The organism is Bacteroides sp. AF32-8BH (assembly GCF_003435205.1).
GTDB classification, from domain to species: domain Bacteria; phylum Bacteroidota; class Bacteroidia; order Bacteroidales; family Bacteroidaceae; genus Bacteroides; species Bacteroides ovatus.
Window position 1 is genome coordinate 146,050 of the sequence record NZ_QVLZ01000003.1, and the last position, 26,540, is coordinate 172,589.

Here is a 26,540-nt window from a genome sequence, read left to right on the forward strand (position 1 = left end):
AATTATGACAGAAACAGAAAAACAACAGATTATTAGCCTTGTGTTACAAGCGTTGAAGACAAACAGTCTTACAATAGAGCAACTGACTGATACAACAGAGCTATCCAAAGATATGTACGTTGAAGTTAGTGGCGGTCGGAAAATATCTATTGATTTACTTTCAAGTACCATTGCTAAAATGGTGAATGGTGATTTTGATGCATTAGTGGAGAATGTCAATAAGATTGCAAAAGATTTATCGGATGGAGACGCCGAGTTATTGAAACGTATAACAGGAGTGTCTGATAAATCCAATCCTTTGACTGACCCATTTAAAAGTATTGGCTCTTTTACTACTATTGGTAGCTTTAAAGATAAATTAAAAACAATGTATTCTGGGGATTCTTCTATTGGGAATTATCGGTGTATTTTGTCTGTTGATTCGTCTAAGATTCCTGTAAATATACAAATTGAACGGTTGGAGCTTAATAAGGTTTGTCAATCATTCACTTCGTGTATACAACTGGCTACCATGTCAGACAATGCCGAAGGTGTATATTTAGGTACAGTTTGTACAATCTCACGAATAGGTATTGTTTCCAATGAGAGTGTTACATGGGGCAAATGGACCTCTGTAATAAATGACTTTGAGGAAAGGATAGGAAAAGCGAACGGTATCGCTCCTTTGAACGAAGAAAGTAAAGTTCCTTCTGAATGTCTGCCTGAACCGTTGTCTCTTGGGGAAGGTGAAGAAGAAGCTTTCCCCGGCAACCGTGGAAAGTCTTTGGAAGATACAATGAAAAATATCCCTTCCGATATAATCAAACCGGGTTCTTTCTCCGTCCTGTCTGACGCTTCCTATCTCAATGTGTATTTTAAGAAAGTGTCCAAAACAACCGGTAAAGAAACGGATGACAGCTTCCGTCTGCCTTCTGCTACCCTTGAACAAGCCGGCCTTTTGTCCGCCGAGGATAAGCAAGCCCTTGAGGATATGAAGAGCGGCACGCCCGCTGACGATGTAACACACCCCATCGTCATTGTTGATGAGATCCGCCCATTGAAAGACGGCTACTATACCCTTGAAACCGCTATTGCCGCCATTGTCTCCTATCAACAGGAATCTGGCGTCAAATATGAGCGAACGGGTCTCATCATTACTTACAAAACAGGCGAGTATGAAATGGAAACCCGGCAGTTCCAGGGTGCTGTGTCCGATTTTGCGACCCCTTCTCTTTGGAAACCCTTCGGGAATGGTGGTGGCGGTTCCGTTTTTGAAACTTCCGATGAACCGGCGGAAGGGGGAAAGGACGCCTTTTCAACTGGTGGCGCCTATGCCTATGTTCCGGCCAACCTCGACGTAAACGTGGAAACAGAAGGTATTGTAAAACTTCAGATGAAGAACGCTGCCGGTGAAACCCTTGGCGATGAAGTGCAGTTCGCTATCGGCACGGGTGGCGGCGGTCAGACTGGTGGTACCATTGTTGCCATTGCTTTCCAGTCGACACCTGTCTATGGCTCTTACGGCTCCACGTTACGAACCTTTGCTGCCATTCGTTCTGTGACCTCGAACGGTGTCGAATCCTCTGACAACCTGATTGAGAAATTGGAACTCGTAGACCGTGAAAGCGGGCTTACCGTCTGGACTGAAACCGTCAACAAAGCATCTTCCGGTGACATGAAGGACTTCTCCTTTGAACTGGACTTCACCACATACTTTACGGCTGCCGGTACTCGGAAATTCAAGCTGATAGCCACTGACGAAAGCGGCAACACCGGTTCCAAGAATGTCAATGTAACAGCTGTTGATATTACCTGTACCTGTGTGCAGGTGCTCAACTATACCCCTGAAACTCTGCTTACTCCGACAACTGAAAGTTTCAGCCTTCCACTCTATAAGTTCGGAAACAACACCTCTGATAAAGGTATCAGTGCCCAGGTTGACATCAAGATTAATGGTGAATGGCAATCCCTGTCTACCACCGTTGTAAATGACAACTACTCGCACTCCGTTGTAATCCGCCCTGCTTCCCTCGGCCTAGAACACGGTACCTATCCCTTGCGCATCCAAGGAACGGATGTCGCATCCGGAGTGAAAGGAAATGTCATCTACACGGCTGTCATGGTAATTGACCCGAATAGTTCCACACCTCTTGTTGCCTTGAGATACGATGATAAAAACGGTGGAGTAGTCCGACTGTACGAAACCGTAGAACTTGATGTTGCCTGTTATGACCCGTTGGAAATGACTTCACCCGTCAGCGTGAAAGCCAATAACGTGCAGGTAACACAAATTGCTGCCAGTCGTAACAAAACCTATCAGGTCAAACAACAACTGCAGGGCTACAAGGCTGACGGCACCGATACGGTCAACTATACTGCCGTATGCAAGGACGTGACTAGCGAACCTGTCCGGGTGACAGTTAGCGGTTCCGCCATTGATGCCGCCATAAAAGAAGGCGCCATCTATAACTTTGACTTCTCATCCCGTACCAATCAGGAAACTGACCATAGCATTGTCAGCGGTAATTATGAAATGAAAGTGGACGGTGCCAACTGGACTACCAACGGTTTTGGCACATTCTTGGGTGAGAACTGCCTTCGCGTAGCCGAGAATGTGGGCGTGTCATTAAACCATGCCCCGTTTGCCGGCTCGTCCATCGAATCCAACGGTGCCGCCATCCAGTTCGCTTTCGCTTCCAAGAACGTGACCGATGATGATGCCCTGCTCCTTAGCTGCTATGACGAAACGTCCGGTGCCGGCTTCTATGTCACCGGCCGGGTGGTCGGCATCTTCTGTAACAATGGTGTCGCCCGTCGTGAAGAACGCGCCTACCGGCAGGGTGAAAAGATAACCGTAGCCGTAGTTGTTGAACCTGCAAGCAACTACGTCGAACGTGACGGCACACGATATTCCATGATGAAACTCTTCCTCAACGGTGAGGAAGTCGCCTGTCTTGGTTATGTTCCGGGCGGCGGCTCCCTGATTCAAACCAAGTATATAACGATGGACGGCAAACTGGGTGATTTGTATCTTTATTACATGATGGCCTGGAACTCCTATATGGAATGGGCACAGGCGTTCAAGAACTACCTTGTCCGTCTGACCGATACAGAGGTAATGGTGAAGGAATACGCCTTTGAGGACGTCCTTAAAAGCCAGACAGCCGAGGGTAGTACCCAAAGCCGCCCGTCAGCTGCCGAAATCTATTCACGCGGTATGCCTTACATTGTCGAATGCCCCTATGAAGGCTCCGATATAGAAGCACTGGACGGCACCACTTCCACTAGTACGAAGATATACATCACGCTCTATTACTTTGACCCCGAACGCCCGTGGCGTAATTTCAAGGCCGTGAGTGTCCAAACCCGCAACCAGGGAACCACCTCTGCCAAACGCCCGGTAAAGAATAAACGCTACTACCTCGCCAAGAGTAAAGGCAAAAACAAGGACACTCGAATCATACTACTTAATCCGGACGATACGACGGAGGAAGGACGCCGTGCAATAGCCTTGGCTGCCATCAACAAAGTACAGGTCGGTGATAATACAATCCCGGTCGATGTCATTACCGTAAAAGTCGATTACTCCGATTCCGGCAATGCGAACGACTGCGGCGCCTGTGAAATGATGAACGTTACATACCGTGCCTTGGGTGGTAACTATATGACACCTGTCCAACGTGCATTTGACGGAACATTTGACAGCGGTGACTTGCATATCGAAGGCTTGCAGATGAACCACTCCACCGCCAATCACCCGGTAGCCACCTATCGGTGTAAGGATGACAGCCTGCAAAACGTCTATTTCCATGCCAAAGGCAACTGGAAAGAAGACAAAGGGGAACAGTTCGCCCTCGGTTTCAAAGATACCCCCGGCTATAATAAAGGTTGCCTGAATTATGGTGACTTCATAGAGTTCTTCGGTACTCCTGACGAAACTTTAGACGCAATTGAGATACGCTTCAAACAGACTGACGGACTCGATACGGACAGCGTGTACCTGCTTTCCCTATATTGCGGTAGTTCGTACCGAATAATGAGGTATCAGGACGGCTCATGGAAAAAGCAGTCCGGTTCCATGAAGTATGAAAACGGCAAATGGAATGTCACCGGTGATGTCCTTAATCCCGTTGAAGGCTTCGAACTTCTTAATTACCAAGGTATGGACTGGTTTCAGGGCGTCGGTTCTGTTCAGGATATGATGGCCATGAAAACGGACAAGTCCTCATGGGTTCAAAAACTCGTGGATAACGGAACTATCTCTGCTGATACCTTCCCGGCATGGACTTACTACTTTGAATCGCTTGTCGATGATGACCAGCTCGCCATTGATTACGCTTTGGGTAAGAAAGTGCCCTATAACCTCTACCGATGGTTGCGCTTCTGTGATTCCTGCGATTACTCCAAAGGCGGGAACTGGCAAAGAACATGGAAGGAAAACCTGTATAAATACGCCTGCCCAGAAAGTGTCTTGAGTTATGACATCTTCACCGACTACCTTGCCGCCACTGACCAACGCGCCAAGAATATGCAGCCGATGTGGTTCTTGGAAGAGTATGCTTCCGTAACAGACGGTGTGTACAGCTCCGAGGATGCCATGCGCATGTACCTGAATAAAATCTATGACTGCGATACGCTCAATAGCAAGGACAACGACGGTGGTTGCACGGTTGACGCCGAGGTGGACCCCAACCGGACGAGCGATGAAACATTCACTAACCCTTATGCTGGCTACGGCTCCGTTCTGTTTAATAACATCTATCTCCAGCAAGTAGTGTGGACTGACTCATCCGGTACGGAACTCTCCCTGCGTACCGTTGCCGCCGCCATGCGTAACGTTCAGGCGACCATTGACGGCGTCACCCTGCACCCGTTCTCACCCGAAGGAGCTACGCATTTCTTCATTGACAAACGGCTCAAAAAATGGCAGAAACTGGTTAGTTCTTACGACGGTGAACGGAAATACATCTCCTATACCGCCACCTCTGATGCTATTTACTTCTATGCCCTGCAAGGTCTTGGACTTACCGCCCTTCCGTCTTTCATCGAAAGACGTTGGCGTATTCGTGACGGCTATTTCCAAACCGGTGATTTCTTCAGCGGTGTAATTTCCGGGCGCGTATCTTCCAAATCAAACGCCACCATCCGGATTGTCGCTGCTAAAAACGGTTACTTCGGTGTCGGCAATGACGCTAGCGGCAACCTTTCCGAAAGCTGCTTCCTTGAAGCGGGCGAAGAATATGTATTCACCAACTTCTCACATGAGGAAGGTGCCTTGCTGTATATCTATCAGGCTGACCGCATGAAGTTGCTCGACCTGTCTGAAATCTCCCTGTCAAGTACGGTGAGCTTCTCCGCCATGCAACTTGTGGAAACCCTTATCTTGGGCTCTGACACCCATACAGAACAATCCATCGGTTCTTACGCACCGCTTACCTCGCTGAACTGCGGCGAAATGCCCTTCCTCGTATCACTCGATATCCGGAACACACAAATCGCTACGCTCGTTACCGACAAATGCCCACGTATCGCCCATATCAATGCGTCCGGTAGCAAACTGGAGAACATCACTCTTGCAGAGACTTCTCCGATTAATGACATCTCTCTTCCACCAACAATGACAAGCCTCCGTTTTGTCGGTCTTCCTGAACTGACCTATACAGGTCTTTCCGCCCCGTCCGGCCTGCAAATAGAATCCATGCCGAACGTCCAACGCCTGCGTCTTGAAACGTCGCCTAAACTTGACGCCATTCAGATGCTCCGTGACGTCCTCGCTTCACAAACGGCATCCCGTAAACTTTCCATGCTCCGTATCTCGAACATGACCCTGAAGGCTGACGGCTCCGAGCTTCTTGCCATTCTCGAATATGGAGTTGCCGGAATGGATGAGGACGGCAACAGACAGGATAAACCGGTAGTCAACGGCACGTATGAACTGACAGTTATCCGTGAAACGGATGAAATCGAATCCCTTGAATCCGGTATCGACGGCCTTGTCATCCTTACCGTCATAGATGCCTACATCGACCTGATCAACTGGTTCAATAATGAGTCTTATGGCGGGGAACCGTACTACGATAACGTAACGCTGGACAACATCAATGAAGTCCTTGAATATTATAACGGCGAAACCTACGAAGAATATCTCGAACGGTTTGCTGAAGACAATATGGATATTAATGATTTAATAAACAAGTAACTATGACTAATGAACAAAGCGCCACGCTGCTTCGCTTGAACAAACAGGCACAAGTAGCAGCACTGAACGCCGTTGGATTCTCGGATATCACCGAGAATTCCCGCGCATCTGAATTTGGACAACGTATCAAGTGGGCTGCCGGCCTGCTTGATTTGAATCTTGCCTGTAACCGCATCTCGGATAACTCCAAATGGTATTTCACCCGTGAGGAATGGGATTCCCTCACGGTTACCAACAAACAGTTGTTTATCAAACGCGGTCTTCGTATCCGGGCACATGGACACTCCTTCGTAATTTCCGCCCAGGAGTGCTATAATGCCGACATGACTACCACCTTCTACTGGGGCGGTCAGGGCAAAGCCATAGATGGCCTGAATCAAAAAGGACTGGGCGCCATGTATGGCTGCTTCACGGGTGAGGAAGATACTGACCTCATTATCGCAACTCTGAAAGACCAAAATAATAGTGGTGTGATCGGTGCGCCAGCTGCCGAAGCCGCCCGTGCATACCGTGCCTACACTTTGGAAAGTGACGGTATCGAGGATGAATCCAACTGGTTCCTTCCTTCATCTGGCCAAATGCTTCTGATGTACCGCTACCGCGATAAAATCAATGAGATGATGCGTACCTTTTGGAGTAGTGACAGTATGCTGATGACTGATAAATACTACTGGTCATCAACAATTTGGGATACTAACTCCGCCTGGGCGTTCGAACTGAATACCGGGCGTATTACGAATCAAAACAAAAATTCAGCCCTTCTTCATGTGAGAGCTGTTGCTTCCGAATAGTATTAACTTAATATTATACAATAAAATGGATAAAAATATCGCCAACGCCATGCTTCTGCGCTTGAATAAACAAGACCAGATAGAAGCCTTAAAATCAATAGGTTTTACAACCGTGAATGAAAACACCCCCGCAAGCGACATCGCCAAATATATGCAATGGTCAGGTACGCTTCTTGACCTTTCTTTGGCTACGCTCCGGATTGAAGACGGTGAACAAGTCTTTTTCACGGCTTCCGAATGGAACTCCATGAGCGCGAATAATCGCTCCAAGTATATCCGTATCGGCATCCGACTTCGCGCCGAATGCCACCAGTTCATTATCGCCAAAAGCGACTGCGTTGACGCAGGCGGCAATAAAACGTTCAAATGGGGTGGCTACGGAACTGACCTACGCGGCCTGAAAAACTACGGCAGTGGTAACCAAGGACTCTATGATACCTTCGACGGCAAGGAAAATACCGATGTTATAATAGAAACCCTTGCAGGCGTCAAGGACACCCAGGGAACTGTCGGCGCCCCTGCCGCCGAAGTTGCCAGAGCCTATAAAGCCTGTACGCTTGAATCTGACGGAATTGAAGATACAACCGTGTGGAACCTGCCCGCATTGGGTGAACTTATGCTTATGGCCAAGTATAAAACCGAAATCAATGAGCTCATAACTTCTATGTTTGGCAATCAAAATATATTTACAAATGACTGGTATTGGTCTAGTACCGAATATGACGCTTCCAGCAGTTGGAGCGTGATCTTCGGCAACGGCTACGTCAACACGCTCAACCGCCAGGGCGCGGGCCGGGTTCGTCCCCTCGCCGCAATAAACACTTTATCCCTTTAATTCTTTATCCCTTAAAGGGTTAGCTAAATAAAAGCCCCGGCAGGGGCTTTTTAGCTTCACTTTTTTGAGCTAAAATTGTGTTAATTGCTTTACAGTTATTAACTTTGCCCCCTCTAATACATACATTAAAATATTAAAAAATTAACATGGCACTTACACAAGACCTTCCTATATCAAATTCGATGTATAAGCTTCTGAACCTTATCATTGATGCCCGGCAACAATTCCCCAAGGCGTTCCGGTATGAATTTGGTACGGAGTTGATGATGCTTGCCGTTCATTGTTGCGAATATATCCGTTATGCAAATACAGATATGAACCTTGAGCATCGTGCAGATTATCTGATGAAGTTTTTGTGTGAGTTTGATGCATTGAAATTACTGCTAAGAGTGTGTGAAGAACGACATTTGACCAGCCTGACTCAAACTGCCGAAATCTGTCTGCTTGCAGAGAGCATCGGTAAGCAAAGTACCGGTTGGTACAAAAAAACGGTTGCAGATCTCCAACGGCAAAAAGCTAACGGATCGCAACAAGTCGCAAAGCCGGAGTCATAATCGCCAAGGGGATTATGAGTGAGCAATTAGAATTATTTATTGGGCATCCCCCCGGTGATGAGCCGGGAAAGACTAAGATAGCGGATGCAACGGCTTCCAGCAGTTGGAACGTGAACTTCAACAACGGCAACGTCAACACGAACAACCGCCAGAACGCGAACCGGGTTCGTCCCCTCGCCGCAACAGGTAATATAATCTATGACATACTTCTTAGCAGTATTTTCGAAGCATCCGAAGATTGTGCCAGACAGAAAAGAACGAGTACGGATTGTGTTGAGTTTTATAATGATTATCAGTCTGCATTGGTGCGGCTATGGTATTCTATTATTTACGGTGAATATGTACCGGACTTTTCAAAAGTATTCATACGGACTTACCCGGTATATCGGGAGGTTTTTGCCGCCGCTTTCATTGATCGTGTTGTCCATCACTGGATCGCTCTTCGTATCGAGCCGATTTTAGAGGAACGTTTTCGGGAACAAGGGAACGTCTCGAAGAACTGCCGGAAAGGTGAGGGATGTCTGTCTGCCGTGCACTATCTGAATAACATGATAGTCGAGGTCAGTGAGAATTATACTGCCGATGCGTACATTTTCAAAGATGACCTGTTCAGTTTCTTCATGTCTATCTCGAAATCGTTGGTATGGGAAATGCTGAACATATTCGTAAGGGACAATTATAAAGGCGATGATATTGAATGTCTGCTTTACCTTCTAGCCGTTACTATCTTTCATTGTCCACAAAATAAGTGTATCAGACGCTCTCCCGTCTCCATGTGGGACAAACTTCCCAGTAATAAAAGTCTGTTTCATAATGACCCTGACAGGGGAGTGGCTATCGGGAACCTGCCGTCGCAACTCATAGCCAACTTTCTGGCGTCTGTATATGATTATTTCGTGATGGAAATACTGGGATTCATATATTATGTACGCTTTGTTGATGACTTTTGTATCGTAGTGAAATCACCGGAAGAAATATTGTCCAAAGTCCATCTTCTTGATGGTTTCCTGAAAGAACAACTCCTTTTACGGTTGCATCCACGCAAACTGTATCTTCAGCATTATAAAAAAGGAGTCTTGTTTGTAGGGGCGTTCATTTTGCCTGGTAGAATTTATGTATCTAACAGGGTGGTTGGTAACACATATAACGCTGTCAGGAAATTTAATAGAATAGCTGAAAATGGATTTGCAGAAGCGTATGTTGAGAAGTTTGTGAGTACGATGAACTCTTATTATGGCCTGATGAAACACTTTGCAACGTACAATATCCGCCGTAAAATTGCAGCGATGTTGCTTCCTGAATGGTGGGAATATGTTTATATCGAAGGACATTTTGAAAAGTTTGTATTGAAGAATAAATATAACCATAGAAAACAACTAATTAAACATATCAAAAAACATGGATCAAAAAAATATCTTACCGCGTGGGATTGCTAAGCCTATCGAGCAACAGCCGGACGGAACTTGGATTGTACGTCATCACTTCCGGGTGGTTGGTACCAGTGAGAATGGTGAAGAACTGGTAACTTTTGCCAGTTCGGAATATCCCGAGAAACCTACCTTGCAACAGATTCAAAGAAGTATTGACCGTTATCGGGTGTGTCTAACAATGTATGGAGATACAATTTCAGACGAAATAGAAAAGGTTGATCTTTCCGTGTATATGTTTACGGATTAATAGTTCAATCTGTTGGTTGTTTAGGGGTGCTTATCAAGCATCCCTTTTTTATTTATGGAAAAAGTGAAAATTATAATGTCTTGTTTTATAGATATTTATCATAGAATTGATTTCCAAGATTTTCCATTTTTGTAAAACTCGTTATTATACTCAATACATTTGTTCCATACAGAATATTTTATTAATAATTAAACGCTATGAGTATGGGTATAAAAGTATTGTATGATTGGCTTTTGCAATCTAACCGACCGGCACACGTCAAAGCCGGGATGTTCGTCTTTGTTGTAATGCTTGTTTTCTGTTTCCTTCTATTAGGCATTGATTTCTGTAAATCTGCTATTGTTTCTTTAACGACAACCGCCATTGCCGCAATAGTGGTTGAGTACATTCAGAAAAAGTGCGGGTTCATCTTTGATTGGCTTGACGCATTAGCTACTGTTTTGCTTCCTGGGCTGATTACTGTGTTTTCAATATTGGTAGTAACTTTATGATTAATATTATGAGATGGTTATATGAGTTATTTAATGTAGACCAGATACGAATTATTTTCGTTTCGATGTTCAGTTCTCTTCTTGCTTATTTAACGCCGACTAAAGGTTTTCTTATAGCATTAGTTGTAATGTTTGGATTTAATATTTGGTGCGGAATGAGGGCTGATGGTGTTTCAATTATACGTTGTAAAAACTTTAAGTGGGATAAGTTTAAAAATGCCTTGGTCGAACTTCTCCTCTATCTTATAATCATTGAAGTAGTCTTCTCCTTTATGAGCTTGATAGGAGATGGTGAGAACTCATTGTTAGTTATTAAGACTATTACGTATGTATTTTCTTATGTATATCTTCAGAACGCATTTAAGAATCTGATTATTGCTTATCCTAGAAACAAAGGGTTTCGTATAATTTACCATGTAATACGTTTTGAATTTAAGCGGGCTACGCCTACACATGTACAAGGAATTATTGATAGAATCGAAAACGAACTAGATAAAGAGGAAAGATATGAAAATATTGATTGATAACGGTCACGGTAGTAATACTCCGGGTAAGTGTTCTCCAGATGGCAGGTTAAGGGAATACTCCTATACCCGTGAAATTGCTGGGCGTGTAGTATTTGAATTGCGTAAATTAGGTATTGATGCGGAACTGGTCGTGAAAGAGGAAATAGATGTTCCTTTGTCAGAACGTTGTAGGCGAGTGAATGAATATAAAACTTCTGAAGCAATTCTTATTTCTATCCATTGCAATGCAGCCGGTAATGGTTCAAATTGGATGCAAGCACGTGGTTGGGAAGCATGGACCAGTGTGGGACAGACAAAAGCCAATAAGCTGGCTGACTGTCTGTATGCTACTGCTGAAGAATGTTTGTTTGGAATGAAAATACGGAAGGATATGGCAGACGGTGATCCAGATAAGGAGAGTAGTTTTTATATCTTGAAACATACGAACTGTCCGGCTGTTCTGACGGAGAATCTGTTTCAGGATAACAAAGAAGATGTGGATTTCCTGCTGTCAGAGGAGGGGAAACGGACTATTGTTTCTCTTCATGTGAAAGGCATTTGTAAATATCTAGGCATATGAAGTCTCTTCCGTGGATATTAGTCTGTCTATTGTTTGGCGTGATCGTGTGGATGCGTTGTCATCTGCACGATCTGTCAACTGTGTACATTAAGGGAGATACTGTACATGTCCGGGACACAGTAAGAGACACAATACCCAAACCGGCAAAGAGAACTCCAAAGCGTATCGATACGGTATATTTACCTATCTTGATAGATACTACGACTGACAGAACCGTAGAAGGTGATTCAATTCCGGTACTTGTACCTATTGTAAGCAAGGAATATAAAACTGATAATTACCGGGCCATAGTTAGTGGATATAAGCCTAGTCTTGATTTTATGGAGGTGTACAGAGACAAGGAAATTATTACTCTTTCACCTTTACAGAAGAAAAAACGTTGGGGATTAGGCTTACAGACAGGATATAGTTATCCGGGCGGTTGGTATGTTGGGGTGGGAATAAGCTGTAATTTGATTATGTGGTAATGAAAAAGGAAATACAATACACTAGTATTCGTAGATTACTTCTCCATTATTTTTTTTACTGCTAAATTCTTTTTGGATATTTCACATATTATTTATAATTTCGTATTTGCATTTTAATCTAATCTTATGATGTAACTTATATAAATTATATTGAAGGTATGAAATATATATGTTTATTTCTTTTTGCGTGTATTTCAATAATATCCAAAGCACAAACTTTAATTCTATCAGAAAATGATTCTACGGTTATGACAGAATATAATGATGGGAATCTTTGGGCATATAGAAATGCGAATGGTTTTATCGTTGGCCTTACGACTTATGAAACGAAGGATGATTATGGAAAATATTATCGGATTGATGTTTTCATCAAGAATCAGTGTGATTCGTCGGTCATATTTACGCCGGACGATGTTACTTCTCATTTGCTGACTAATAGAGGAGATAATTATCAATTAATGGTATACACAAATGAAGCTTTTCAGAAAAAGATAAGAAAGTCTCAAAACTGGGCTATGGCCTTATATGGCTTTTCTTCTGGGCTTAGTGCAGGAAGTGCCGGATATTCTACATCTTATTCCACATCGTATTCGTCAAATGGTACCGCTTATACAACAGTGACCAACCATTATGATGCAAATGCGGCTTTTCAAGCTAATATGGCATCATCTTATCAACTACAAACATTGGGTAAAATGATGGATAATGATAGGGAAATAAAAAGGCAAGGATATCTAAAGAAGACAACAGTACATCCCAATGAGGGTATAATAGGATATATGAACATTAAAAGAAAAAAGGGAAAGATTCTAACTATAAATATACCTATCAATGGTTATGTTTATTCTTTTGATTGGGATGTAAGTAAATAATTGGATTGAAGATAAATGAAAGGCAGCTTATTAGGCTGCCTTTTTTGTAATCCTTCCTATCAACAACACACGAATCAACAAACTCTCAAGAAGGGTTACATAAGATAGTACTAATATATAAATGAAAAGTTCGATCGTGGATATAAAAAAAGTGAGGGGAACCACCCCCTCACCAAAGTCAAACCAAAATAATCCGAATTATGTCCGTATTATCTTGATGTTGCAAAGATACAATTTTTTTTCGATTAGACAATAAAAATCCCTGCATCGGCTCAATGCAGGGATGGTGTCAAATAAGAGCTTAACTGATTTTTAATGATGTCTGATGAATCATTTCGCTAACATCGTTCAAAGCGTTCAGGAACGTTTTGAGTTCATTGTCAGTAAAGCGAGCCTTTTTCCCGTTGACTATATTTCCGTTAATACGCTGATATAGCCAGTTTCTACTTTTACCAAAATATTTCTTTGCAATATAACTGAATGAGATTGCTTCGGGCAATTCTCCAAGTTTATCACGTAATATGGCTTCTTCCACTCTTTCTATATAATCATTGCAGGCATTTACCGTTGCTTTTAGCCCAGCTTCAGATGCTTTTTTGTAGGCTTCCTTTTGGGCTTCCGGTAGTTTATTATATTTATCCTGCATTTCCTTTTTGAAAGCTTCTTTTTCTTCTGTGGTTTTTAGTTCTTTGAATCTTTCAAAGTCAACCTGCATTTCTTTTGTTGGCAGGCAATCATTCCAATCTATCATAGCTTTTAATGTTTGTCCCTCCCCGAAGGGAGGGATGTTAATTACAACTTTTTTAATTTCTCTTGGATTTCGTTCATCCGATCGAGTATGTCATTTATAAGCGCTTCCCGTTCTTTGGCATTTTCAGGAACCCCATAGACCTCGTGAAATGAAGCGAGAAGTTTTAAATTCTCATACTCTTGTTCTAATTCTTTTTTTTCTTCATCTTTCATCAGTTAAACATTAAAATTAAGAACTCTTATTTGACACTACAAAGATAATAAGCATTTGATTATTATGCAAATTCTTAGTGATTTATTTTATATGTGATTATTCATTTTTCAAGTTGTCAAGTATTTCCCTGATTGCTTTATCAGCGTGTTTTCTCATTATTGTGACATAGTTGAAGATTGGTCTATCTTCTTTCATTGATTGCCCGATACAGTATTCCAGTGTACTAAGAGGAATTCCCAGGTCATATCCATGTTGGACGAAAGATTTGCGGGCTGAATATAGGGTGAATTTATGCCTGATTCCTGCCACCTTGCCTAATTGACTGATTTTCCTGGCCAGCAGGTTATAGCAGGAGGTATAGTTCTTGTATTTCCCGAATATGATTTTCCCTGTATTCTTTTTCATATACTTTTTTATAATGGGCTTTGCTTCTTCGGGAATGGAAAAGGAAATCAGGGAGTCCCCCTCTTTGGTGTTTTGGTCTTTTTTCGGATGTAGTTTATTTCATCCGTCCGGAAATCGTATGCTAGTATGTCTACTAGGTTCATGCCGGCAAGATAATAAGTAAGCATGAAAATGTCCCGTGTGACGTTGAGATTGTAATGCTCTAAATTGGCGTCCCTGATTGTCTTGAGTTCTTCGACGGTGATTTGCGTTTCCCTCTTTTGGGCTGATGGAATTCTGGCTGTGATGAAAGGGTCGATATCGTAGGTGACGTATCTCATCTTTATAGCATAGTTAATGATAACCTTTAGCAGGGTTATGTAGATGTTGATTGTGGTGCTTGACAGCTTTGTCTTTTTGAGCCATGATATGTACTGGTTCATTCTGATAGGGGTAATATGTTCCATGAGAGAACCGTTCCCGATGAATTGCATAAACTTGTTTGTGGCTAGCCGATAGAGTTTGTATGTCTTGGTACGTTCTTCTTCATCTATTTGGGACAGATATTCATCCACGATATCCTCGAACTTACGATGCTTTTCTCCGTTTAACGGGTTAGTTATCATTTTGACTAATTGCGTGCACGTGAGCGAATCAGGGTAGTCCAGTTCCATGTATCGCTTGAAATAAAGGTTGTATAGCTGTTGTAATTTTGTATTGAGAAAATCCTTGTCTGGACGGTGTACTATTTTACCGTTCTTAAACTCGTTTTCCCTTACCACTATATCCGTGGTGATGAATCTCGTTTCAGAGTTGTGTGCGACTCGAATTCTTATTTTGTGTGTCCCGTCTGATAACCTTTTTGCGGGAACTATTACCAATGTTAATGTAGCCATAATTTGTGTTTTTAGGGTAAAAATGGCGTTTTCGACCATTATTTTTTTTACATCCTATTGTAATTTACTTATAATCAGATTCTAATCCGGGAATTTTCCGACCATAATCCGACCATTTTATAGCGTCAAAAGTGACGTTTTTGCTCTCTATTATAGACTACTAATTGATAGGAAAAATAGTTCGATTGTGCTTTTAATATGCTGTATATCAATAAAATAAAAATCGGAAGCTCATGCTCGCTCGCAGGCTTCCGATCAACACAAAAACTAAACTAGACTTAACTAAACTATTCTATTCTTGGAATTTCACAATCCCTTTCTGTTCGTTGCAAAGGTAGATATAAAACGGGTTTTGACAAACTATAATCGACAAAATTCACTTTTTTACCGATAAATTCATGAATAATTAGCTCCTTTCGTCAAGAAAAGTCTGAAAAACTTGCTTGTAACTATCGCTGATAGGAATATATGTCTTGTCAAAAACAATACGCCCGCGATCGATCACACGTATCTTATCTTTTTGTACGATGAATGAGCGATGCACGCGTATGAAACGGCTGGAAGGTAAAAGTTCCTCCATTGCTTTCATACTCATCAGTGATAGAATAGGTTTGGAAGCATCTTCCGTATATATTTTAATATAATCTTTCAGTCCTTCGATATACATGATTTTCTTCAAGTCCACTTGCACCAGTTTGTAGTCACTTTTCACAAAAATACTGTCTATCTCTTCCGGTTTCTGCACAAGTTCGAACCATTGAAGGGCTTTGTTGGCAGCTTGCAGGAAATCGACGTAGGAGATTGGTTTCAGCAGGTAATCGAGTGCATTGACACGATAACCGTCGATGGCATACTGTCCGAAAGCGGTAGTAAACACAATACGGGTGTGCGGATCTACCATCTTCGAAAACTCCAAACCATTAAGCTCTGGCATCTGGATGTCCAGAAACAGGAGATCGACCTCTTCGCCAGGCAATTCTTTCATTGCCTGAACCGCACTGGAATACTTTCCTACGAGTTGCAGGAACGGGGTTTTATTCACGTAACTCTCTAACAAGCTAAGAGCTAACGGCTCATCGTCAACAATTGCACAACGTAACATCATACTATTTTATATCTAAAGTTTTTATATTCAATGTTTTGAAATCTACTCTCTTATCTTGATACTTAATTTCGATTCATATACTTTTTCATCTTTTGAGATGCCTTTCGACCAGGTATAAGCCCCGGGATAAAGAATCTCCAACCGGCGGCTGACTTGCTCCAGTCCCACACCCGAGCCACTTTTATCCTCCACTGTCTTTGGATGATTACTGTTGCGGATTTCGCAAATCACTTCCTTATCATTCTCCGAAAGATGAATACTGATGAAACTCGATTCAGTAGGGGAGATGCCATGCTTGAAAGCATTCTCTATCAATGAGATAAAGATAAGCGGAGCAATAAGCGTCTGACTGTCAGGTTGAATATCAAATTTAGTAATCATCTGTACATTGGCCGACAGGCGGATGCGCATCAGTTCAATGTAATTTCGGATAAAATCAACCTCTTTACAGAGAGGAACGTACGTTTGTTGGTTATCATATAACACATAACGAAGCAGTTTGCTCAACTCCTGAACTGCTTGTTGCGCTTTGTCCGAATCAAATGCAATCAGTGCATAGATATTATTCAGGGTATTCAGCAGAAAGTGAGGGTTCAGTTGGTTTCGCAGATTTTTCAGTTCCGCTTCCGCACGGTTTCGTTCCGCTTCTTTGCGGGCAGCTTCATTTTGCGTCCATCGCGCGCTCATACGGATAGCGGCACTTAGGCCGATAGTAAATACGAGGCTCAACATATCTCTAAGGAAGAATAGCCATCCCGGAGGCATACCCGGTCTTTTGGCTTTGGGTGCAAATGACGGATCGAATGTCAGGCTTTGCCAGAGATGTAACAAAATGCCGATGACACATAAAAAGATAATGTTGTAGACGATATATCTTTTGGCCTGACTCTGAAACAGATAACGGGGGACAAGAATGAAATAATTCACGTAGAACGCAATCATGAAAGAGAGTGGTACAGCAAGATGGCGTATATAGGCCATCCAGTTAATGTTCCCGTTTCCACGTTCAACGAAGAAGAACGGGAAACCGAACATAATCCCCCAGCTGATAATGTGTATCAGTATCTCCAGGGGACGACGTGCGGATGTAAAGGTTTGTTTCATAAAGACAAAGATAATTTTTTTAATTGACAACCGACGGTTGTCAATTAATTATTCGTATCTGATGGCTTCTATCGGGTCTAAATCTGCAGCTTTCTTAGCTGGATACCATCCGAAGAAGACGCCCGTAACGGTACATACTGCGAAGGAAAGGAATACACTCCATGGCTGGATATAGATAGGCCAATGCGCTACGCTCTTGACAATCCAGCTGGCCCCGCAACCGATAATTACTCCGATGATACCTCCCGTGATACTAATCATGATGGCCTCGATAAGGAATTGGCTTAGAATATCGACTCCACGTGCACCGACAGACATACGCAGACCGATTTCACGGGTACGTTCCGTAACGGATACATACATGATATTCATAATTCCAATACCACCTACTACCAATGAAATGCCTGCGATACAAGCCAGCAGGGTTGTCATCAAATCGGTGGTTGAGTTGAGCATTGTACTCAATTCCTGTTGGGTACGGATGGTAAAATCATCGTCATCCGAAGCTTTCAGTTTATGGTTGCGACGGAGGATCGTACTGATTTCGTCAGTAGCATAATCCGTCATATCTTCGGTAAGGGCAGAGGCAAACACTCCCTGCAAATACGTAACGGCAAGCAGACGTTTCATCACTGTGGTGTATGGTGCAAGCACTACTGCATCCTGGTCTTGTCCCATGGAGTTGTAGCCTTTGGCTTTAAGCACACCTACCACACGAAGCGGTATTTTACTGAAACGAATAATCTTACCTACCGGATCACTTCCGTCCGGAAAAAGATTGTCTACTATAGTCTTTCCAATCACACATACTTTGGCCGAACTCTGTATGTCGGCTTCAGTGAACATCTCTCCGTTTTCAACAGTCAGCTGGCGGATGTCGAGGTATTCTGTTCCGACACCGTTCACGGAAGCTGGGTAGTTGTTGTTTCCGGCAATGAGTTGCCCCGATGATGAAACATTGGGACTGATGGCGGACAGAAAACTTGTCTCATCACGCAAGGCTTCGTAGTCGGCAAGCTTCAAAGTCTGCATAGCAGACGGGTCTTGCCGGACACCTCCACGCATATCGGCTCCCGGATGAATCATAATCATGTTCGATCCCATTTCGGAAATCTGCTGCTGGATGCTTTTCTTCGAACCTTGTCCGATAGCCAGCATCGTGATGACAGAAGCAACACCGATAATGATACCGAGCATGGTGAGAAAAGCACGCAGCTTATTGTTCGCCAATGCCCGGAGAGCTATCTTAAATAAATTAGTTCCATTCATAATGAATAATTTGCTAATTTGTCCATATACTAATGGGGCAATTTCCTGAAGGTATACTCTCCCAACTTGTTTATTGTACAGCCAATCGGCACATTAGTATATCGGCACATTGAATAATTATTAATCCTCGTCGTTTTTCGGCAATGCGGCCAGCGCTTCGGCGGCAGACAGAATTTTCGGGTTGGTTGTATCTTCTATAACCTGACCGTCACGCAGACGGATATTCCGGCTGCTATATTGCGAAAGTTCGGGATTATGTGTTACAAAGATAATCGTACGTCCCTCTGCATGAAGCTTTTGAAACAGTACAAGTATCTCGAAAGAGGTACGGCTATCGAGGTTTCCGGTCGCTTCGTCGGCAAGAATCACTGCCGGATTGTTGACCAATGCGCGTGCGATGGCAACGCGTTGCATCTGTCCACCGGACATCTGGTTGGATTTATGTTCCAGACGGTCTCCCAATCCTACAGCCTGTAGGGATTCGATGGCGCGGCGACGGCGTTCGGAAGCGCTCACGGCAGAGTTGTACATAAGCGGTAGTTCCACATTTTCTACAGCCGTCGTTTTAGGTAACAAGTTGTAGCTTTGGAACACGAAGCCAATCTTCCGGTTTCTTAGTACTGCACGTTGAGGCTTGCTCATCGTACGTACGGGAATATCGTCGAGCAGATATTCTCCACTGGTCGGGGTGTCCAGGCAGCCTAATATATTAAGCAGCGTGGATTTTCCCGAACCGGAAGTCCCCATGATGGTAACAAACTCTCCTTCATTGATATTGAACGAAACGCCCCGCAATGCGTGGACGGTTTCGTCGCCTACCTGAAAGTTACGTTTGATATTTTGTATTTCAATTACTTTTTTCATCGTAAATAATGTGTTAATGTGCCAATAACGGATTGGCACATTGAATAATTATTTTTTCTTCTTACTTCCCGGAGGGCCAGGCATGAACGGACTTCTTTCTCCGCCACTTTCCTGATTTCCTTCAGCAGCCACATTTTCACCGGGCATTGCTCCTATGGTAGCTTCGGTCACTACTTTTGTTCCTTCGGAAATGCCACTGATAATTTCTGTAGATATACCGTTGCTGATTCCTACTTCTACCGGATGAGCGGTGAATGTGGTTCCTTCACGAGTCCAGAGTTTATGTTCGCCTTCGCAATCTTTTACGATGTCATTATTACCGATTAACGGTTTTTCAGGTGTGAATCGCAGCGCTTTGTTCGGGACAGACAACACATCCTTTTTATCAAGAATATAGATCGTGACATTAGCTGTCAAACGAGGTTTCAGTTTCAAATCAGGGTTGGGAGCAGAGATTACAACTTCATAAGTAACTACTGTAGTGGTGGTGCTTGTACTGCTCGTACTGCTTGCATCTCCCAGACGAATTTGTGTAACTACGCCTTCGAATACATCATTCGGATAAGCATCTACCGTGAAGCTGGCACGCTGGCCTTCTACTACACCACCTATATCAGCTTCATCCACATCGGCTACTACCTGCATCTGTGTCAGGTCGGCAGCAATGGTGAACAGTGTCGGAGTTTCGAATCCGGAAGCAACGGTTTGTCCTGCTTCCACATCACGGCTGATGACTACTCCGTCAATCGGTGAGGTGATAGTAGCATAAGCCAGGTTACGTTCTGCTTTTGCGAGCGATGCCTTACTGCTATCATAGCTACTTTTCGCTTTCTGATAGTTGTAGAGGGCCTGTTCGAAATCCGTATCACTAATCAGTGACTTTTCGTGTAAGCCTTTGCTACGTTCATAATTCTTCTTCTGATATTCATATTCGGCTTTTGCACCATCGTACGTTGCCTGTTGTGATGCCAATTCACTTTGCAATGTGGCACGGTCCATTTCGGCAATCAACTGTCCTTTGGTTACTACCGAGTTGTAATCTACGTAAATCTTGTCGATGATACCGGAAACCTGCGTACCGACTTCTACTTCCGTCACCGGTTCGATGGTTCCGGTAGCAGTGACCGAATTTGAAATATCGCCTTTGCTCACGTTGGCAGTGGCGTAGGTGACTTTGTGCTTGGCCGGTGAACCTGCAAAGAACCAGATTCCTGCACCTGCTACCACAACGACTGCCACAGCGATTAAGATAATCTTTTTCGTTTTCATTCGTTTATTATGCTTTTATTTATAATGCTAATTGATCTCCCTGATAGAACTTCAGCAACTGCGTATTCAGTATGGCCATATATTTGGCTTGAAGCTGTTCCTGCTGTGCTTGTAGCAAGTTGTTCTTTTCAGTAAGAAGTTCTATGGTATTCTTCATTCCCAGATTAAACTGTTCGCTAATCAACTCATAGCTGATTTGTGTACTCTTCAACTTCTCGTTTGCTGCTGCATAACGTTGCTGTGCACTGTTAGCATCCAGCCAGAGTCCTTCGATGGTCTTGTACAGAGTTTTTTGTTCGTCAAGCAAGGATAACATGCTCGTCTCGTATTGCAATTTTGCTTTCTGTACGGCACTTTTAGTTTGACGGTTATTGAAGATCGGCACACTGACAGACAATCCGATCGAATTGTTCCATCCGTTTTTCACTTGCTCTCCGAAAGTGAAGTCGCTGCCGCTGGTGTGGTTGGTTCCGATTCCTGCGCTAAGGCTGATTGTGGGCAAATAACTTGATTTGGCAATACCGATACCCAGTTCGGAAGCCTCTACATTAAGTTTGCTAGCTTCAATCTCCGGGCGAAGACTCAATGCACGAATGTACACATCTTTTTTGGTAGGCAACGGAGCCAGTACATTTTCGTCGGACAGGGCAGGGAGGTAGATGTTCATTTCATTCTCCCCATCCAGTTCGAGCAATTGTTTCAGTTGTAATTTGTAATCTTCAAGAGTGGCTTGCGCTGTGACAAGTTGGTATCGGTCTGTGCTCACCTGTGCTTCCAGTTGGGCGAAGTCGCTTTTGGCAATACTTCCGGCGTTCAGAAGTTCCTGTCCGCGGTCACGCTGCGCAATAGAGACTTGCAGGGTACTTTCGTTTACTTTGACAGACTCGGCTGCATAAAGAATCTGGATATACACTTGGGCGATAGATTCCTGAATGTTATTTTCGGAAGTCGCTACGTCCAGTTCGGCTACCTGATTGTTCAACTTTTCCTGCTGGATGGTTTTCAGTCTTTTATTACCATTATATAGAGTCCACGACGCATTCAGTCCATAATTACCATTGTAGCTCGTTTTACTATTGCTACTGATAATTTCGCTGCCGCTTACCCGACTACTCGTCTCCTGATACGGACGATTCACCACCTGCTGGCTGGTAGAGAACGAAAGACTGGGAAACAAGGCAGCCTTAGCTGTCTTTACATCAATCTGCGTGCTGGCCGCAGTGATCCGGTTCTTGCGAATCGTGATGTTCTGCTCTTTTGCGTAGTCGATGCATGACTGCAAATCCCATTGAGCCGGAATTTTCGTTTCTTTCAGCGTATCGACTTGCAGCGGAGAAACTTGGGCAGATATGCCGGACAGCATACCTGCTCCAAGAAATGTCATCACTGTCAATCTTCTTACATTTATCATATTCATACTTCTATTGATTTACTGTTAGCGAAGGTACGTACATATTATATATGCCGCAAAAACGATAGACGGATGACGTAATTTCGCCGTTAAATGTTTTTTTTCTGTCGATAGGCAGGTTTTTGAAGAAAAACACAACAAATCCCACAACTTTTTTGACTAGTTGTTTGTTTTAATTATAAAAAATGTATATTTGTACTCATTACAAATTATAACGTCAACATATGAAGAATACACTGCTTACGATCTGGAACTTCTATTTGGAGGGCTTCCGTAGTATGACCTTGGGGCGTACCCTGTGGGTTATCATTCTGCTGAAATTATTCGTCATGTTCTTCATCCTTAAAATGTTCTTTTTCCCTGATTTCCTCCGTGACCATCCTACGGATGACGACAAGGGAACATACGTGGGAAACGAACTGATAGAACGTGCCATCCCCGGTAAATCTACTGATTTTTAACTCTTAAACTACATAGGATTATGATTGAAAGTATTGACACCTCGCTGATCGATTGGTCGAGAGCCCAATTTGCGATGACAGCCATGTACCACTGGATTTTTGTTCCTCTCACACTCGGACTGGCAGTGGTGATGGGAATCATGGAGACGCTGTATTATAAAACAGGCAATGAATTTTGGAAAAAGACTGCCCAGTTTTGGATGAAACTCTTCGGTATAAACTTTGCCATTGGTGTGGCAACCGGTTTGATTCTGGAGTTTGAGTTCGGTACGAACTGGAGCAATTATTCATGGTTTGTAGGAGATATCTTCGGTGCTCCGTTGGCTATTGAAGGTATTTTGGCATTCTTTATGGAAGCCACATTTATCGCCGTCATGTTCTTTGGATGGGGCAAAGTAAGTAAACGTTTCCACTTGGCTTCTACCTGGCTTACAGGCTTGGGGGCTACGATTTCTGCCTGGTGGATTCTCGTTGCCAACGCATGGATGCAGCATCCGGTAGGTATGGAATTCAATCCTGATACAGTTCGTAACGAGATGGTAGATTTCTGGGCAGTGGCTACGTCACCTGTAGCGGTCAATAAATTCTTCCATACGGTATTGTCCGGCTGGGTGCTGGGTGCTATTTTTGTAGTCGGCATCAGTTGCTGGTATCTGCTGAAGAAACGTAATCGTGAGTTTGCGCTTGCCAGCATTAAGATTGGGGCGATTTTTGGATTAGTAGCATCGTTGCTTTCTGTTTGGACGGGTGATGGTTCCGGTTATCAGATTGCCCAGACGCAACCGATGAAACTGGCTGCCGTGGAAGGTCTGTATGAAGGCGGCACTAATGTAGGTCTGGTTGGAATAGGAGTGTTGAACCCGGAAAAGAAGACTTACAACGATGGGAAAGATCCTTTCCTCTTCCGTTTTGAAATCCCCAGCATGCTTTCTTTCCTTGCAGAACGTAATGTAGACGGCTACGTTCCTGGTATTACAAATATCATCGAGGGTGGTTATCAACAGAAAGACGGATCGACAGCTCTTTCTGCTGCCGAGAAGATAGAACGTGGAAAAACGGCTATCGGTGCATTGGCTGCCTATCGTGCAGCAAAGAGTGCAGGACATGAGGAAGATGCTCAAATTGCATATAAAGTATTACAGGAAAATATTCCATATTTCGGTTACGGATATATCAAAGATGTGAACCAACTGGTTCCGAATGTTCCTCTGAACTTTTATGCATTCCGTGTAATGGTAATCTTGGGCGGATACTTCATCCTGTTCTTTATTGTCGTTCTCTTCTTTATCTATAAGAAAGATTTAAGCCAGATGCGTTGGATGCACTGGATTGCTCTGCTGACAATTCCTTTGGGATACATCGCCGGACAAGCCGGATGGGTGGTTGCCGAATGTGGGCGTCAACCGTGGGCTATCCGTGATATGCTGCCGACAATGGCTGCCATCTCCAAACTGGATGTAAGCTCTGTACAAACGACTTTCTTTATCTTCCTGCTCCTGTTTACAGTGATGCTGATTGCAGGTGTCGGAATTATGGTAAAGGCTATTAAAAAAGGACCGGAGAATTGATAATTACCTATTACTCATTACTTAATATTTTAGCTATATGTATATATTTTTGCAACAATATTGGTGGCTTGTCGTTTCCTTGTTAGGAGCCATACTCGTGTTCTTATTGTTTGTACAAGGAGGTAATTCTTTGTTGTTCTGCTTGGGTAAAACCGAGGAACATCGTAAGATGATGGTGAATTCTACCGGACGTAAGTGGGAGTTTACGTTTACTACATTGGTTACATTTGGAGGAGCTTTCTTCGCTTCTTTCCCCTTGTTTTACAGTACCAGTTTCGGCGGTGCATATTGGCTTTGGATGATTATACTTTTCAGTTTTGTATTGCAGGCTGTCAGTTATGAGTTTCAGAGTAAAGCCGGAAATCTGTTAGGTAAAAAGACATACCGGACTTTTTTGGTGATTAATGGAGTGGTAGGTCCTGTGTTACTTGGTGGGGCAGTGGCTACTTTCTTTACCGGTTCTGATTTCTATATTAATAAGGCCAATATGACAGATACCATTATGCCGGTAATCAGTCATTGGGGAAATGGCTGGCACGGATTGGATGCACTGACCAACATTTGGAATGTTATTCTTGGATTGGCTGTCTTCTTCCTTGCCCGTGTGTTGGGATCTCTCTATTTCATTAATAATATTGATGATAAAGAGCTGACCGATAAATGTCGTCGTGCAGTACGCAATAATACAGTCTTGTTCCTTGTATTCTTTTTGGCATTTGTCATTCGTACATTGGTATCTGATGGCTTTGCCGTTAATCCGGATACACAGGAAATTTATATGCAGCCATATAAGTATCTCACTAACTTTATCGAAATGCCGGTAGTGCTGGCTTTATTCCTGATTGGTGTGGTACTGGTTCTTTTCGGCATTGGAAAGACATTGCTTAAAAAGACGTTTGATAAAGGAATCTGGTTTACGGGAATCGGTACGGTACTGACTGTTTTATCTTTATTGCTGGTAGCAGGGTACAACAATACCGCTTATTATCCGTCATATACAGACCTGCAAAGCTCATTAACTTTAGCCAATAGCTGTTCCAGCGAATTTACACTAAAGACAATGGCCTATGTCTCTATTCTTGTTCCATTCGTAATTGCATATATTTTCTATGCTTGGCGTAGTATCGATCGTCACAAAATTACCGAGAAAGAAATGGATGAAGGAGGACACTCATATTAATACTTTGTCCACATAGAATTTCGAATTGAGATTCTTGTAGGAACAAATAAACTCCCCTTATTTAATTCTCTATGTCATGGTAGAGAAGTTAAATGAGGGGAGTTTTTATATATAAGCCTTTTCTATCTTTTCGGATATATCGCTTTTTATTTATTGACTATATTCTCCGGTTTTCCGGCAATGTAAGCCTGAAGGTTACTGATTGCAATATTCATCAGACGTTCACGAGCCTCGATGGTTGCCCAGGCAATGTGCGGAGTGATGTAGCAGTTCTTTGCAGTAAGTAATGGATTGTCGGCACAAGGTGGTTCAGTAGAAAGCACGTCTACTCCGGCTGCATAAATCTTGCCACTGTTCAAAGCGTCTGCAAGGTCTTGTTCGTTGATAAGCGGGCCGCGACCGGTGTTGATTAAAATAGCTGTCGGCTTCATCATACCCAGACGGCGTGCATTTACCATTTCGCGTGTCTCCGGAGTAAGCGGGCAGTGCAAACTGATAATATCACATTCGCTGAACAACTGATCTAAATCCATCTTCTTGATTTCCGGTGGCAACTGGAAGTGAGATTTGGAAGTCAATGCATACACTTGCATACCGAAACCGATGGCAACGCGCGCTGTGGTATATCCGGTATTTCCCAGTCCTACCAGACCGATTTTCTTTTCCCGCAGTTCCATCAACGGAGTATCCCAAAAACAGAAATCCTTGTTGTTAGCCCAACGACCTTTATGCACTTCTTCAGAGTGGTGTTGCACTTGTTGAGTGATGTTCAGGATATGCGCAAATACCATTTGAGCAACGGAAGCGGTGCTGTATGAAGGAATATTAGTAACGACGATTCCCCGTTCTTTTGCAGCAGCTGTGTCTACCACATTGTATCCGGTAGCCAACACACCGATATATTTCAGTTCGGGCAGTGCAGCCATGTGGTCTGCATTGATGATTACCTTGTTAGTCAGAATTGCTTCTGCACCGGCTGCACGTTCTAATACCTCTTCCGGAGCTGTACGATCATAAATTGTACATTCTCCAAGAACTTTCATACCTTCCCAAGATAAATCTCCGGGATTGGCGGCATAGCCGTCTAAAACTACAATCTTCATTTCAATTTCAA

At 43.3% G+C, this 26,540-nt stretch carries 23 protein-coding genes and 1 pseudogene; 14 read left to right on the forward strand and 10 right to left on the reverse strand.

Going from position 1 to position 26,540, the window contains the following annotated elements:
* Nucleotides 1-4 precede the first annotated feature (4 nt).
* From DWZ47_RS03440 to DWZ47_RS03490, 11 genes are all read left to right on the forward strand, one after another.
* Nucleotides 5-6,178: a hypothetical protein gene (locus tag DWZ47_RS03440; RefSeq protein WP_117512322.1), complete on the forward strand. Its 6,174-nt coding sequence runs from the start codon at nt 5-7 to the stop codon at nt 6,176-6,178.
* A 2-nt stretch (nt 6,179-6,180) separates the two neighbouring features.
* On the forward strand, nt 6,181-6,969 hold the full coding sequence (locus tag DWZ47_RS03445) for a hypothetical protein (protein ID WP_004318767.1): 789 nt from the start codon (nt 6,181-6,183) through the stop codon (nt 6,967-6,969).
* A 25-nt stretch (nt 6,970-6,994) separates the two neighbouring features.
* Complete coding sequence (locus DWZ47_RS03450) at nt 6,995-7,804, forward strand: DUF1566 domain-containing protein (RefSeq protein ID WP_117512323.1); 810 nt, start codon at nt 6,995-6,997, stop codon at nt 7,802-7,804.
* 146 nt (nt 7,805-7,950) lie between these two features.
* Nucleotides 7,951-8,358: a four helix bundle protein gene (locus DWZ47_RS03455; RefSeq protein ID WP_004300306.1), complete on the forward strand. Its 408-nt coding sequence runs from the start codon at nt 7,951-7,953 to the stop codon at nt 8,356-8,358.
* 14 nt (nt 8,359-8,372) lie between these two features.
* Nucleotides 8,373-9,794 carry an RNA-directed DNA polymerase gene (locus tag DWZ47_RS03460; protein WP_004311565.1) on the forward strand — a complete coding sequence of 474 codons (1,422 nt, stop codon included), beginning with the start codon at nt 8,373-8,375 and terminating at the stop codon, nt 9,792-9,794.
* Complete coding sequence (locus DWZ47_RS03465; RefSeq protein ID WP_004300310.1) at nt 9,757-10,035, forward strand: hypothetical protein; 279 nt, start codon at nt 9,757-9,759, stop codon at nt 10,033-10,035. The genes DWZ47_RS03460 and DWZ47_RS03465 overlap by 38 nt, the downstream gene beginning before the upstream one ends.
* Nucleotides 10,036-10,238: 203 nt before the next feature.
* The gene (locus DWZ47_RS03470; RefSeq protein WP_004300312.1) at nt 10,239-10,526 is read left to right on the forward strand and encodes a hypothetical protein; all 288 of its coding nucleotides are present in this window, start codon (nt 10,239-10,241) and stop codon (nt 10,524-10,526) included.
* Complete coding sequence (locus tag DWZ47_RS03475; RefSeq protein ID WP_004311566.1) at nt 10,523-11,050, forward strand: hypothetical protein; 528 nt, start codon at nt 10,523-10,525, stop codon at nt 11,048-11,050. The genes DWZ47_RS03470 and DWZ47_RS03475 overlap by 4 nt, the downstream gene beginning before the upstream one ends.
* Nucleotides 11,034-11,612, forward strand: coding sequence for an N-acetylmuramoyl-L-alanine amidase (locus DWZ47_RS03480; RefSeq protein WP_117512324.1), 579 nt, complete (start codon nt 11,034-11,036; stop codon nt 11,610-11,612). Before DWZ47_RS03475 ends, DWZ47_RS03480 begins: the two co-directional genes overlap by 17 nt.
* Nucleotides 11,609-12,079: a DUF6808 domain-containing protein gene (locus DWZ47_RS03485; RefSeq protein WP_004318760.1), complete on the forward strand. Its 471-nt coding sequence runs from the start codon at nt 11,609-11,611 to the stop codon at nt 12,077-12,079. The genes DWZ47_RS03480 and DWZ47_RS03485 overlap by 4 nt, the downstream gene beginning before the upstream one ends.
* Before the next feature lie 158 nt (nt 12,080-12,237).
* Nucleotides 12,238-12,951 (forward strand): hypothetical protein, encoded by a 714-nt coding sequence (locus tag DWZ47_RS03490; protein ID WP_004318758.1) that lies wholly within the window; start codon nt 12,238-12,240, stop codon nt 12,949-12,951.
* 301 nt (nt 12,952-13,252) lie between these two features.
* On the opposite strand, the gene DWZ47_RS03495 is transcribed toward DWZ47_RS03490, so the two are convergent.
* The 9 genes and pseudogenes from DWZ47_RS03495 to DWZ47_RS03530 form a co-directional block, all read right to left on the reverse strand.
* Nucleotides 13,253-13,702 carry a DUF5053 domain-containing protein gene (locus tag DWZ47_RS03495; protein ID WP_044917596.1) on the reverse strand — a complete coding sequence of 150 codons (450 nt, stop codon included), beginning with the start codon at nt 13,700-13,702 and terminating at the stop codon, nt 13,253-13,255.
* A 41-nt stretch (nt 13,703-13,743) separates the two neighbouring features.
* Nucleotides 13,744-13,914 (reverse strand): hypothetical protein, encoded by a 171-nt coding sequence (locus DWZ47_RS30590; protein ID WP_022199780.1) that lies wholly within the window; start codon nt 13,912-13,914, stop codon nt 13,744-13,746.
* A 97-nt stretch (nt 13,915-14,011) separates the two neighbouring features.
* Nucleotides 14,012-15,234, reverse strand: a pseudogene (locus tag DWZ47_RS03500) (tyrosine-type recombinase/integrase).
* A 367-nt stretch (nt 15,235-15,601) separates the two neighbouring features.
* On the reverse strand, nt 15,602-16,300 hold the full coding sequence (locus tag DWZ47_RS03505) for a LytR/AlgR family response regulator transcription factor (RefSeq protein ID WP_004300327.1): 699 nt from the start codon (nt 16,298-16,300) through the stop codon (nt 15,602-15,604).
* A 42-nt stretch (nt 16,301-16,342) separates the two neighbouring features.
* Entirely contained in the window at nt 16,343-17,404 is a 1,062-nt protein-coding gene (locus DWZ47_RS03510) for a sensor histidine kinase (protein WP_004306368.1), read from the reverse strand.
* 48 nt (nt 17,405-17,452) lie between these two features.
* Nucleotides 17,453-18,673: an ABC transporter permease gene (locus DWZ47_RS03515; protein WP_004300329.1), complete on the reverse strand. Its 1,221-nt coding sequence runs from the start codon at nt 18,671-18,673 to the stop codon at nt 17,453-17,455.
* A gap of 120 nt (nt 18,674-18,793) precedes the next feature.
* On the reverse strand, nt 18,794-19,537 hold the full coding sequence (locus tag DWZ47_RS03520) for an ABC transporter ATP-binding protein (RefSeq protein WP_004300330.1): 744 nt from the start codon (nt 19,535-19,537) through the stop codon (nt 18,794-18,796).
* Nucleotides 19,538-19,585: 48 nt separating this feature from the next.
* The gene (locus DWZ47_RS03525) at nt 19,586-20,806 is read right to left on the reverse strand and encodes an efflux RND transporter periplasmic adaptor subunit (protein ID WP_004300331.1); all 1,221 of its coding nucleotides are present in this window, start codon (nt 20,804-20,806) and stop codon (nt 19,586-19,588) included.
* 19 nt (nt 20,807-20,825) lie between these two features.
* Entirely contained in the window at nt 20,826-22,223 is a 1,398-nt protein-coding gene (locus DWZ47_RS03530; protein ID WP_182281610.1) for a TolC family protein, read from the reverse strand.
* Nucleotides 22,224-22,441: 218 nt separating this feature from the next.
* Here DWZ47_RS03530 and DWZ47_RS03535 point away from each other — a divergent pair, with 218 nt between their 5' ends.
* From DWZ47_RS03535 to cydB, 3 genes are read left to right on the forward strand one after another with little or no spacing between them, the layout of a single operon-like run.
* A complete protein-coding gene (locus DWZ47_RS03535) occupies nt 22,442-22,678 on the forward strand; it encodes a DUF4492 domain-containing protein (protein ID WP_004300334.1) in 237 nt (78 codons plus the stop codon).
* A 20-nt stretch (nt 22,679-22,698) separates the two neighbouring features.
* Nucleotides 22,699-24,246 (forward strand): cytochrome ubiquinol oxidase subunit I, encoded by a 1,548-nt coding sequence (locus DWZ47_RS03540; RefSeq protein WP_004311577.1) that lies wholly within the window; start codon nt 22,699-22,701, stop codon nt 24,244-24,246.
* A gap of 37 nt (nt 24,247-24,283) precedes the next feature.
* A complete protein-coding gene (gene cydB, locus DWZ47_RS03545; RefSeq protein ID WP_004300336.1) occupies nt 24,284-25,426 on the forward strand; it encodes a cytochrome d ubiquinol oxidase subunit II in 1,143 nt (380 codons plus the stop codon).
* A 146-nt stretch (nt 25,427-25,572) separates the two neighbouring features.
* On the opposite strand, the gene DWZ47_RS03550 is transcribed toward cydB, so the two are convergent.
* Entirely contained in the window at nt 25,573-26,529 is a 957-nt protein-coding gene (locus tag DWZ47_RS03550) for a D-2-hydroxyacid dehydrogenase (protein WP_008999364.1), read from the reverse strand.
* Between the last annotated feature and the right edge of the window lie 11 nt (nt 26,530-26,540).